Consider the following 12,164-nt stretch of genomic DNA (forward strand, 5'->3'; position numbering starts at 1 on the left):
CCGACTCGGGTCACGCTGAAGCTCTGACTTCGTCATCATCAAGGAACGATAATGGCCATCCTCTGCAGGTACACCTACGACCCGCTGGACCGTGTGTCCACATTGACGCCGTTGGCTCAGGCCGTCTTCAACCGGTTCTACAACGGCGAACAACTGATGACCGAGTTGCAGGGCGGCAGGCAAAGAACCTGTGTCCGCGCAGGCGGCCAGCTGCTGGCGCAGCAGCTTCGGGAGGGCGATGAGGTCGTGACGACGATGATCGCCGGCGACCGTAACAATAGCGTTCTGCACGCGAGCGGTGCCATGCAGCAAGCAGATATTGCCTATTCGCCTTACGGCCATCGTGATGCTGTCCGGCCTGTCGCGGAGCTACCCGGTTTCAACGGCGAGCAGCCTGACCCGCTGACCGGCCATTACCTGCTCGGCAATGGCTATCGCGCCTACAACCCGGTTTTGATGCGCTTCAACAGTCCGGACAGCATGAGCCCGTTTGGCAAGGGCGGGTTGAATGCGTATGCGTATTGTGTGGGTGATCCGGTTAATCGCACAGACCCTACAGGGCATGAGTCCTGGGAATTTTATGCAAGCTTGGCCATGGCTGTGGTGGGTGTTGCATTAGGCATTTATGCCTTTCCTAGAGGACGGAACGTTAAAGTGGTTGGGCCGACTATGCTTGCCGGATTTGGTGCTTCTTCCGCGACTGCAGCATCTGTGCTTATGAATTATTACGATGTAGAGGGTGGCTCGGAACTGGGTTGGGCGGCTGTTGGTCTGGGTGCCTTGTCATTGGCCGGTGGTGCAATGTCCGCAAAATCCGCATTGACTCGTGGCCGGGCTCGCGGCCCGACAAATAGCTCCGCGAGATTGCCTCCAGATCACCGCTCTGCGCCATCCGCTGCATCCACCGACAGGCCCCCAGCTTACGCCCAAGTGATGGAGCCTCCCAACGCGCCACCGCCCGCCAATGTCGAAGCGCCACCGCCCAACTATTTCGAGGCGATAGAGCTAGCTGCATTTTCTTCTCGGCCTGGTAATTCCTCGGTGCGGAGCAATTCAGCCTCACCTGCATTACCCGGTATTTCAACTGGTGTTGCGCGTATCCGTGGGAGTGCCGGGCCGATGCGCGAAACGGCAGTTTAATCTAAACCAGATTCCATTTCGTCAGGGACCTTCAGGGTAGATGTGTCTTCTGGAATTTTATCGCGCCTACAAACCCCTTTTGATGCGGTTCAACGGCGCCGAAAGCCTGAGTCCGTTTGGCCTGAAATCAGCATTGCGTCTCTCCACACTCTACATGAACCTGGTCGCTGACATTTCTGCCAGTAGACCTGCATCCCGACTCGGGTCACGCTGAAGCTCTGACTTCGTCATCATCAGGGAACGATAATGGCCATCCTCTGCAAGTACACCTACGACCCGCTGGACCGTGTGTCCACATTGACCCCGTTGGCTCAGGCCGTCGCCAACCGGTTCTATAACGGCGAACAACTGATGACCGAGTTGCAGGGCGGCAGGCAAAGAACCTGTGTCCGCGCAGGCGGCCAGCTGCTGGCGCAACAGCTTCGGAAGGGCGATGAGGTCGTGACGACGATGATCGCCGGCGACCGTAACAATAGCGTTCTGCACGCGAGCGAAGCCGGGCAACAATCTGAAGTCGTCTATACGCCATTCGGGCATCATCAAGCCGTGCAGGCTAGTGCAGAGCTACCCGGTTTCAACGGCGAGCAGCCTGACCCGCTGACCGGCCATTACCTGCTCGGCAATGGCTATCGCGCCTACAACCCGGTTTTGATGCGCTTCAACAGTCCGGACAGCATGAGCCCGTTTGGCAAGGGCGGGTTGAATGCGTATGCGTATTGTGTGGGTGATCCGGTCAATCGGGTTGATCCGACGGGGCATATTTCGATCGGTCTGGCTTTTCTATCGGGGGTTTTGTTCAGTGCCGTGGGGGCGGGAGCGATAGGTGCGTCTGCTGGGCTCAAAGGATCAGACATTGAGCTCCGCATCATAATCGCTGCCGTTGGGGCTACCTTTTTGCTGGCTGGCGGAATGGGGTTTTCAAGCACGATACGACAATGGCGAGCAGCAAAATCAAATCTCAGAAAATTGGAAGCAAATCAAAATAAGGCGTTGCTCCAAGAGCTATTCTCCCCTAAGCGCGCAGCAAGATCGTTATCTCCTAAGCGCGCAGCAAGATCGCCCGCTGCTGATAATCAGCTTGCGCTGCCAAGGGGACGTGGTCGTATTAATCAAGAGTCAAACGGCGCACAAGGTTTGCTTTCTGATATGGAAAGCGCTGATGTGCTGCGGATGAATGACACTGTTTTTTTTCGTGACAGGTATATGGCGCTTTCTAAGCAGAATGAGTTATTCGGCTTATTCGAGAGTGAAGGCCGGACAGTCGCCACGCTCAGACAGACTGATCCAGTTGGACTGGAGGCTACAAATATTCGCCAAGGTCAGACACTTTCTCGAAATAAATATAAAGTCAGAAGTTCACAGCGTGGTGCCTGAAAGTCGACAAAATGTGTATGCGTACAACTGATAGGGTGCTGGGGAATTGCGGGCTGCTGGCTTATAAAATTAAGTCGTCTCTCAAACAGGATGCCAACGATACCTGAACAGCTCTCGCATTCAATCCGTGGGGGGCATGAATCGGTGGTTTGATATATACACTGTGTTCAAGTTCGGCAGAGACACTCAAGACAGTGTCTCTGCAGGAGTTTGAACTGACCACATTCAAAAGAAAGCTGCTGCGGGCCTCTCCCGCGCAACCACTTTCTGCCCCGTTAATGAACCCTCCCTCTCGCACACAGTCGCATACTCACGCTATTCTCTCGCCCTGATCACGTCCGCATCCGGCAGTCGCACAAGGAGTCTGCATGCCCGTTCGTATTTCAAGACTGGTTACGTTCGGTCTGGCCGCTGCCTTGGCGGCGCTGGCGGGCTGTGGCGAGGAAAAACCGGCGGCGCCCGAACTGCCCAGGGTTTACGTGCAGACGGTAAAAAGTGCCGACTTCGCCGCCAGTGTCGCCCTGACCGGTGATGTTCAGGCGCGGGTGCAGACCCGCCTGTCTTTCCGGGTCAATGGCAAGATCATTCAGCGTAACGTCGATGTGGGCGACCGGGTCACTGCCCGGCAGGTGCTGGCGCGGCTCGATCCGAAGGATCTGCAGACCAATGTCGATTCGGCCGCTGCTGCTGTGGCGGCCGAACAGGCCCGCGTGAGCCAGTCCCGCGCTGCGTTTGTCCGTCAGCAAAAGCTGCTGCCCAAGGGTTATACCAGTCGCAGCGAATATGACTCGGCCCAGGCCGCCGTGCGTGGCAGCGAGAGTTCGTTGAAAGCGGCGCAGGCGCAACTGGCCAATGCTCGCGAGCAACTGGGTTATACCGCTCTGGTCGCTGACGCGCCGGGTGTGATCACCGCGCGTCAGGCTGAAGTCGGGCAAGTGGTGCAGGCCACCATGCCGATTTTCGATCTGGCGCGCGACGGCGATCGCGATGCGGTGTTCAATGTCTACGAGTCGCTGTTCGTTCAGCCGCCGACCAATCAGGCCGTGCAGGTCACGTTGCTCGATAACCCGAACATCAAGGTCAGCGGCAAAGTGCGCGAAGTGACCCCGGCGGTGTCGGCGCAGACCGGTACCTTGCAGATCAAGATTGCCCTGGACCCGCTGCCTGAAGGCATGGACCTGGGCTCGGTGGTCAGCGTGGCGCTGAGCGCACCGGCCAACGCCAGTGTCGAGTTGCCATGGGCGGCGCTGACCAAGGACCTCGGCGAACAGTTGGGCAAGCCTGCCGTATGGGTGGTGGACGAGCAGGGCAAGGTCAATCTGCGCAAGGTCACCGTTACCCGTTACCTGACGTCCAAAGTCATCATTGGCGACGGGCTCAAGAGTGGAGAGAAAGTTGTGGTGGCAGGCGGACAGTTGTTACACCCGGATATGCAGGTCGACATTGCCGAACAGCCCAAACCACAGAATGCACAGGTGCAGCCATGAAGCGTCGGTCATGTCTGTTGCTGGGCAGCCTGCTGTTGAGCGGCGTTTTATTGAGTGGCTGTGGCAAGGATGAAGCACCTCCCGAGCCGGTGCGTCCCGTCGTGTTTGTCGAAGTCCGGCCTGAGTCGAATCAGGATTTCGGGCGTTTCGCCGGCAATATCCAGGCGCGTTATCAAAGTGTGCTGGGCTTTCGTGTCGCGGGGCGCATTGCCCGGCGCGATGTTGACGTAGGCGCTGAAGTCAAGAAAGGCGACTTGCTGGCAACCCTCGATCCGACCGATCAGCAGAACACGGTGCGTGCCCGGCAGGGCGACCTGGCCAATGTTCAGGCGCAGTTGATCAACGCCCAGGCCAATGCTCGGCGCCAGCAGGAGCTGTTCGATCGCGGCGTCGGTGCCCAGGCGCAACTGGACATCGCCCTGACCGACCTGAAGACCGCCAGCTCGTCGCAGGAACAGGCCAAAGCCGCGGCTCAACAGGCCCGCGACCAATTAAGCTACAGCGAGCTGCGCAGTGATCACGATGCGGTGGTTACCGAGTGGAAGGTCGAAGCCGGACAGGTGGTGACAGCCGGTCAGGAAGTCGTGACCCTGGCGCGGCCGGACATCAAGGAAGCGGTGATCGACCTGCCCGATACATTGGCCGACCAGTTACCGTCCGACGTGGTATTCACCGTCGCCAGTCAGCTCAATCCGGAAGTGAACACCACTGCCACCATTCGCGAAATCGAACCCCAGGCCGACCGCACCACACGTACGCGCCGTGCGCGTCTGTCGCTGGCGCAAACGCCAGCGGCGTTCCGGCTGGGCACGGCCATCAGCGTGACGCTCAGCTCGACCATCACGCCGCGCATGCGTCTGCCGATCAATGCCCTGCAGGAAGTCGATGGCAAACGCCAGGTCTGGATCGTCGACTCGCAGAGCCAGACGGTGAACCCCAGAGCGGTGACGATTGCCAGCCGTGACAGCGACTCCTTCGTGCTGACCGATGGCGTCAAAGCCGGTGAAAAAGTGGTGAGCGCGGGCGTTAACAGCCTCAAGCCGGGCCAGAAAGTCAAAGTCGATGAGGAAAGCCCGCGATGAAAGGGAATTTCAATCTGTCCGAGTGGGCCATCAAGCATCAGTCGTTCGTCTGGTACCTGATGTTCGTCGCGCTGTTGATGGGCGTGTTTTCCTACATGAAGCTGGGCCGCGAGGAAGACCCATCCTTCACCATCAAGACCATGATTATCCAGACCCGCTGGCCGGGCGCGACGGTGGACGAGACCCTCGAGCAGGTCACCGACCGCATCGAGAAGAAGCTCGAAGAGCTGGACTCGCTGGACTACGTGAAGAGCTATACCCGACCGGGCGAGTCCACGGTTTTCGTGTACTTGCGTGATACGACCAATGCCAAGGCGATACCGGAAATCTGGTATCAGGTGCGCAAGAAAGTCGATGACATCCGTGGCCAGTTCCCGCAGGGGCTGCAAGGCCCGTCGTTCAACGACGAGTTCGGCGATGTGTACGGCTCGATCTATGCGTTTACCGCCGACGGTTTCTCGATGCGTCAGTTGCGTGACTACGTCGAGAAGGTTCGCGCCGACATCCGCGACGTGCCCGGCCTGGGCAAGGTCGAGATGATCGGTCAGCAGGACGAAGTGCTGTACCTGAACTTCTCGACACGCAAACTCGCGGCATTGGGCATCGATCAGAGCCAGGTGGTGCAAAGCCTGCAATCGCAGAACGCGGTGACGCCTGCCGGGGTGATCGAAGCCGGGCCGGAGCGGATCTCGGTACGCACCTCCGGGCAGTTCGCTTCCGAGAAGGATCTGGCTGCAGTCAATCTGCGCATCAATGACCGTTTTTACCGTCTGAGCGACATTGCTGACATCACCCGTGGCTACACCGATCCGCCCAAGCCGCTGTTCCGCTTCGATGGCAAACCGGCGATCGGCCTGGCCATCGCGATGCAGAAGGGCGGCAATATCCAGTCGTTCGGCAAGGCGCTGCATGAACGTATGGACGCTACGACTGCGGAGCTGCCAGTCGGCATTGGCGTGCACAAGGTGTCGGATCAGGCCGAAGTGGTGAACAAGGCCGTGGGCGGCTTCACCAGCGCGTTGTTCGAGGCGGTGATTATCGTACTGTTGGTCAGCTTCGTCAGCCTCGGGTTTCGCGCGGGGTTGGTGGTCGCGTGCTCGATTCCGCTGGTACTGGCGATGGTGTTTGTGTTCATGGAATACAGCGGCATCACCATGCAACGGATTTCCCTCGGCGCGCTGATCATCGCCCTCGGCCTGCTGGTGGATGACGCCATGATTACCGTGGAAATGATGGTCACACGGCTGGAAATGGGGGAATCCAAGGAGCAGGCCGCGACGTACGCCTACACCTCGACCGCGTTCCCGATGCTCACCGGTACGCTGGTGACCGTGGCCGGCTTTGTGCCGATCGGTCTGAACAACAGCTCGGCGGGGGAATACACCTTCACGCTGTTTGCCGTGATTGCCGTGGCGATGCTGGTGTCGTGGGTGGTTGCCGTGTTGTTTGCGCCGGTGATCGGCGTGCACATTCTGAGCGCCAACATCAAACCCAAATCCGAAGAACCGGGGCGCATAGGCCGGGCATTCAACGGCAGCATGCTCTGGGCCATGCGTCATCGCTGGCTGGCGATTGCCATCACGGTAGGGTTGTTCGCCGCTTCGCTGTTCTCCATGCAGTTCGTGCAGAACCAGTTCTTCCCGTCTTCGGACCGCCCGGAAATTCTGGTCGACCTGAACCTGCCACAGAACGCCTCGATCAACGAAACGCGCAAGGTGGTCGATCGTTTTGAAGCGAGCCTCAAGGACGATCCGGACATCGAGCGCTGGAGCACCTACATCGGCCAGGGTGCGTTGCGTTTCTACCTGCCGCTCGATCAGCAACTGGAAAATCCGTTTTACGCCCAGCTGGTCATTGTCAGCAAAGGCCTGGAAGAGCGCGGCGCGTTGACTGCCCGTCTGCAAAAGCGCCTGCGTGATGACTTCGTCGGCATCGGGTCGTATGTGCAGGCGCTGGAAATGGGCCCGCCGGTGGGTCGTCCGTTGCAGTATCGCGTCAGCGGCGAGAACATCGACAAGGTGCGTCAGCACGCCATCGAGCTGGCCACGCTGCTTGATCACAACCCACATGTGGGCGAAGTGATCTACGACTGGAACGAGCCGGGCAAGGTGCTGCGCATCGACATCAACCAGGACAAGGCCCGGCAGCTGGGTCTGTCGTCCGAGGACGTCGCCAAGCTGATGAACAGCGTGGTCAGCGGCTCTACCGTGACTCAGGTGCGTGATGACATCTACCTGATCAACGTGGTCGGACGTGCTGAAGACGCCGAGCGGGGTACGCCGGAAACCCTGCAGAACCTGCAAATCGTGACACCGACCGGCACGTCGATCCCGCTGCTGGCGTTTGCCACGGTCGGTTACGAGCTGGAGCAGCCATTGGTCTGGCGCCGCGATCGCAAGCCGACCATCACTGTGAAAGGCGCCGTCCGCGACGCGATTCAGCCGACTGATCTGGTCAAGCAGTTGCAACCGGAAATCGACAAGTTTGCCGCGGGTCTGCCGGTCGGCTACAAGGTTGCAACCGGCGGTACGGTCGAAGAAAGCAGCAAGGCACAGGGGCCGATTGCCAGCGTTGCGCCGCTGATGCTGTTCCTCATGGCGACGTTCCTGATGATTCAGTTGCACAGCATTCAGAAGATGTTCCTGGTGGCCAGTGTCGCGCCCCTCGGCCTGATAGGCGTGGTGCTTGCGCTGATCCCGACGGGGACGCCGCTGGGGTTCGTGGCGATTCTCGGGGTGCTGGCGCTGATCGGCATCATCATCCGCAACTCGGTGATTCTGGTGACCCAGATCGATGCCTATGAGAAAAGTGGTTATCTGCCGTGGGACGCCGTGGTCGAAGCCACCGAGCATCGTCGTCGTCCGATCCTGCTGACCGCGGCCGCGGCCAGCCTGGGCATGATTCCAATCGCCCGTGAGGTGTTCTGGGGGCCGATGGCCTACGCCATGATCGGCGGCATCATCATCGCCACGCTGCTGACCCTGCTGTTCCTGCCCGCGTTGTACGTGGCCTGGTACCGCATCAAGGAGCCGACCGACGAACAGCGTCGCGAAGCGGCTGACAAGGATGAAGGCGAGCACGCGCAGCCGGCGCATTGAGTCTGGCGTGCCCTGCCGCCTGTGACAGGGGGCAGGGCTGCTGACGCGGTAATCAGTCGTTCCCGTCGGCGTCTTCGGCGTCGATCGTGGACAGGCTGAGGTTGGCGAACCGTACAGGGCCGTACGGTGAGGCCAGTCTTGAGTTTGAAAACGCGAGGATAAAAGCTTCTGACGGAGCCGATATGTTCAGGAAGAAGTCATCAAGCAATTCTCCGAACTTGATATCGCCGGAAATGTGTTCCCATTGCTGGGTTGCGAGGCCGATGACCGGGGATAGATTCATCGCGCCTTCCTGATTGTAGCCACCCACGGCTATAACAAAAAGCACCTCATCCAGGCGCAGGTCTGCGCTCATCACATCGAATTCGATATGCAGGGTCTTCGCCCGCAGATCGACGATGGACTGGCTGATTGCCACTCCAATGTTCAGTTTAATGCTTTGACCTGCGCCTTCCCCCATCGGCTTGAAGTCTGGCTCAAAGTCCTCCGGTGTTGCCCAGTGGGCAAGGCCGTCGCTGAAGTCGCCGTTCTGCACATATTCATTCGCCATGATCAGTTCCTTTGATCGGTTGATGTCAGGTCCATTGTCAGCCGTATGCAAGTACTGCTGTGCAACGATGCTAAAGCTTGCGTGGCCAGGGCGATACTGTCAGAAGTGACAGTACACCGGCTTCACAACGCCGGACATCACTGACGCCGCCAGACACTTGCCAGCCATGGTTGCTGCTCCCTCGGCAGCCCGGCGGGACGGTAGTAGTGCTCCAGTTCGACAAAGCCGGCTTCGGTCAGCAATTTTCGCCATGATTCCAGGTCGTGATAAGCGCCGTAACGTTCGCCGTTCCAGCCTTCCTGATTCTCACCGCGCGGATTGGAGCTGAACAGCACGCCGCCCGGTTTGAGCGTGGCATGCAACTGACGCAGGACGCGCGGCAGCTCCTGTTTGGGGATGTGGAATAACACTGCATTGGCGAAGAGGCCATCGAAGCGGCCTTGCGGCAGGTCGAGTTCGAGGAAGTTTTGCTGCAACACTTCGCAGCCGGTCTCGGCGCGGGCCATCTCGGCGAAACGTTCGGAGCCGTCGAGCCCGACCGCCACATGGCCCATCGCGGTAAACGCCTTCAGATCACGCCCCGGCCCGCAGCCGAAGTCGAGAATCTGCCAGGGCGTCGGTCCTTCGATATGGCGCAGCAGCGCGTCGATATTCTGGCTGACGTCGTGGTCGCGGGTGCCTGCGCGGAAGTCGTCGGCCACACTGTTGTAGTTGCCGAGGGTCGCGGCGGTGATCTGCGCAAGGGTCTGTGGGTCGAGTTTCATCAAGGGCGGTCCGGTAAGGGAAGACTGCCAATATACCCTCGCTGCGTGGCGGCTGCTCAGCGCCTGTCGAAGCTGCGTGCCAATCGGTCGCCGCCCAGTTGCACCAGCGCGACGACCGCAACCAGCAAGACGATCACGGTCAGCATCACCTGCGTGTCGAAGCGCTGATAGCCATAGCGATAGGCAATATCGCCCAACCCGCCTGCGCCGATGGCACCGGCCATGGCCGATGAATTGATCATCGTCACCAGCGTGATGGTAAAGCCGCCGACGATGCCGGGCCGCGCTTCCGGCAGCAGCACATGCCAGATGATGTGCCAGCGCCGACAGCCCATCGCCTGCGCCGCCTCGACCAAACCATGATCGACCTCGCGCAGGCTGACTTCGGCGATCCGCGCAAAGAATGGCGTGGCGGCAATGGTCAGCGGCACGACCGCTGCCCAGACCCCATAGGTGGTGCCGACAATCATCCGGGTGAACGGAATCAGTGCGACCATCAGGATCAGGAACGGAATCGAGCGAAACAGGTTCACGAAGCCGCCCAGCACGCGGTTGATCCCCGGTGCTGCGTAGATGCCGCCTTTGGAACTGGTCACCAGAATCACCGCCAGCGGGATGCCCAGCAGCAGTGCGATCAATGACGACACACCGACCATCAGGAAGGTGTCGAGGGTGCCTTGCAGCAAGCGATCAACCCACATAACCCAATACCTCCGCGCGTGGCGCCAGTGTGCGGGCGCGCGCCAGTAGCTCGTCCCGACTGTGTGGCGAGCCGGCAACCGACAGAATGAGATGCCCGATGGCCCGGTCCTGAATGCGCTCGACGCCGCCTTGCAGCAACTCCACCTTGCCGCCCAGTGCCGTGAACAGCGCCGCCAGATCCGGCCCTTCAGCGCTGACGCCGGTGAAATGCACGTCCAGCAGCAGCGCCGCATCGGGTCGTTGCGGCTGATCGCTCAGGCGCTCGGCCCACTCTTTCGGCAGTCCGGTTTGCAGCGGTGCCAGCAGGGTTTTGCTGACGTCGTGCTGTGGGTCGCCAAACACCTGCCATACCGGCCCCTGCTCGACGATTCGCCCCTGTTCCAGCACCACGACGCGGTGACAGATATCACGGATAACCGCCATTTCATGGGTGATCAGCACGATGGTCAGGCCCAGGCGCTGGTTGATCTCGCGCAGCAGACCGAGGATCGACTGGGTGGTTTCCGGGTCCAGTGCCGAAGTGGCTTCGTCGCACAACAGAATCGCCGGGTCGTGCACCAGCGCGCGGGCGATGCCGACACGCTGTTTCTGCCCGCCGGACAGTTGCGCGGGATACGCCTTGTGCTTGTCCTGCAACCCCACCAGCTCCAGCAACTGCGCGACCTTGCGCGCGCGTTGCTCCCTGGGCACGCCGGCGACCTTGAGCGGCAGCTCGACGTTCTGCCAGACGTTCTTGGCCGACATCAGGTTGAAGTGCTGGAAGATCATGCCGATGCGTCGGCGCAGCTCCACCAGCTTGTCTTCGTCGAACTCACCGATGTCCACCTGATCGATCAATACGCGACCGTTGCTCGGTTGCTCCAGGCGATTGATGGTGCGGATCAACGAGGATTTGCCTGCGCCGCTGCGGCCGATGATGCCGAAGATCTCGCCGTGCTGGACGGCCAGATCGATATTGCCCAGCGCCTCCACCGGGCCTTGCTTGCCGTGATAGGTCTTGCCCAGGTTGATGAAGCGCACATGCGCGCGATTCAGCTCCGGATGCAGCTCGGCCTGTTGCGCCCGTTGACCTGCGCCCGTTGTGTCGAGTGGCCGTTGGCGTTGTGCGGTTGCGGTCATTCTTTCCACCCGGCCTGGTAAAGCTTGCCGTTGACCTTGTCCAGTGAGGCGCGGACGACCGGCGAGTGCTGATAAATGTCGACGAATTTCGCCAGACGCGGATCATCCTTGTGGTCAGGCTTGATCACGAACTGAATCACGTATTCCGGGTGATCCAGACCGTCGAACAGGATCGCCGAGTCGGCGGGAAAGGTCTTGGCCAGACGGATGTAGGCGGGGTAGCCCTGCACCAGATCGGCATCGTCGTAGGCTCGCACCAGTTGCACGGCTTCGACCTGAATGAGCTTGAGTTTTTTCGGGTTGGCGGTGATGTCTTCCTCGGTGGCCTTGTAACCAACACCTTCCTTGAGCGTGACCAGCCCGGCCTTGGCCAACAGTTGCAGGCCGCGTCCGCTGTTGATCGGGTCATTGGCGATGGCCACTGTAGCGCCGGTCGGCAGTTCGTCGAAGCGCTTGTACTTCTTCGAGTACAGACCCACGTTGTTGATGATTCCCGGGGCGTAGGGCACCAGGCCGAACCCGGCGGCTTCGTTGGCATTGGTCAGAAACGGGATGTGCTGAAAGTAGTTCACGTCGATATCGCCAGCAGCGAGGCTGACGTTGGGCGCGATCCAGTCGGTGAACTCTACCAGCTCGACCTTCAGGCCCTGCCTGGCGGCTTCTTCGACAGCGGCTTCCAGCGGTATGGCGAAAGCTGCCGTGGTGCCGACCTTCAGGGGTTTGTCGTCGGCGTAAGCGGTCAGGGTCAACAGGCCGAGGGCCAGTGCAGCGAGTGTTTTGCTCATGATGCGGTCCTTTTAAAAATCCCTAAGTCTCGTCCCCACGCCTTGTGCTTATCGCTCCCACAA

10 protein-coding genes are annotated in these 12,164 nt (G+C 60.0%); 5 read left to right on the forward strand and 5 right to left on the reverse strand.

Annotated features, from left to right (window positions below; all coding sequences use genetic code 11):
• Window positions 1-51: 51 nt before the first annotated feature.
• From QRN50_RS23645 to QRN50_RS23665, 5 genes are all read left to right on the forward strand, one after another.
• On the forward strand, window positions 52-1,140 hold the full coding sequence (locus tag QRN50_RS23645) for an RHS repeat-associated core domain-containing protein (RefSeq protein ID WP_277249636.1): 1,089 nt from the start codon (window positions 52-54) through the stop codon (window positions 1,138-1,140).
• A 246-nt stretch (window positions 1,141-1,386) separates the two neighbouring features.
• The gene (locus tag QRN50_RS23650; RefSeq protein WP_103754359.1) at window positions 1,387-2,514 is read left to right on the forward strand and encodes an RHS repeat-associated core domain-containing protein; all 1,128 of its coding nucleotides are present in this window, start codon (window positions 1,387-1,389) and stop codon (window positions 2,512-2,514) included.
• A gap of 368 nt (window positions 2,515-2,882) precedes the next feature.
• Window positions 2,883-4,001: an efflux RND transporter periplasmic adaptor subunit gene (locus tag QRN50_RS23655; RefSeq protein ID WP_011266337.1), complete on the forward strand. Its 1,119-nt coding sequence runs from the start codon at window positions 2,883-2,885 to the stop codon at window positions 3,999-4,001.
• Entirely contained in the window at window positions 3,998-5,083 is a 1,086-nt protein-coding gene (locus QRN50_RS23660; RefSeq protein WP_024639257.1) for an efflux RND transporter periplasmic adaptor subunit, read from the forward strand. Before QRN50_RS23655 ends, QRN50_RS23660 begins: the two co-directional genes overlap by 4 nt.
• On the forward strand, window positions 5,080-8,181 hold the full coding sequence (locus QRN50_RS23665) for an efflux RND transporter permease subunit (protein WP_060406267.1): 3,102 nt from the start codon (window positions 5,080-5,082) through the stop codon (window positions 8,179-8,181). The genes QRN50_RS23660 and QRN50_RS23665 overlap by 4 nt, the downstream gene beginning before the upstream one ends.
• Window positions 8,182-8,233: 52 nt before the next feature.
• Here QRN50_RS23665 and QRN50_RS23670 read toward each other — a convergent pair whose 3' ends face one another.
• The 5 genes from QRN50_RS23670 to QRN50_RS23690 form a co-directional block, all read right to left on the reverse strand.
• Window positions 8,234-8,731: a hypothetical protein gene (locus QRN50_RS23670; RefSeq protein WP_024639255.1), complete on the reverse strand. Its 498-nt coding sequence runs from the start codon at window positions 8,729-8,731 to the stop codon at window positions 8,234-8,236.
• 137 nt (window positions 8,732-8,868) lie between these two features.
• Window positions 8,869-9,495, reverse strand: a complete 627-nt coding sequence (locus tag QRN50_RS23675; RefSeq protein ID WP_024661045.1) for a class I SAM-dependent methyltransferase — start codon at window positions 9,493-9,495, stop codon at window positions 8,869-8,871.
• A gap of 56 nt (window positions 9,496-9,551) precedes the next feature.
• Window positions 9,552-10,196: a methionine ABC transporter permease gene (locus QRN50_RS23680; protein ID WP_003403166.1), complete on the reverse strand. Its 645-nt coding sequence runs from the start codon at window positions 10,194-10,196 to the stop codon at window positions 9,552-9,554.
• Entirely contained in the window at window positions 10,186-11,316 is a 1,131-nt protein-coding gene (locus QRN50_RS23685) for a methionine ABC transporter ATP-binding protein (RefSeq protein WP_096126641.1), read from the reverse strand. Before QRN50_RS23685 ends, QRN50_RS23680 begins: the two co-directional genes overlap by 11 nt.
• Window positions 11,313-12,101 carry a MetQ/NlpA family ABC transporter substrate-binding protein gene (locus QRN50_RS23690; RefSeq protein WP_024642254.1) on the reverse strand — a complete coding sequence of 263 codons (789 nt, stop codon included), beginning with the start codon at window positions 12,099-12,101 and terminating at the stop codon, window positions 11,313-11,315. The genes QRN50_RS23685 and QRN50_RS23690 overlap by 4 nt, the downstream gene beginning before the upstream one ends.
• Window positions 12,102-12,164: the final 63 nt, after the last annotated feature.

This window comes from Pseudomonas sp. MEJ108 (assembly GCF_030208985.1).
Classification (GTDB): Bacteria; Pseudomonadota; Gammaproteobacteria; order Pseudomonadales; family Pseudomonadaceae; genus Aquipseudomonas; species Aquipseudomonas fragariae.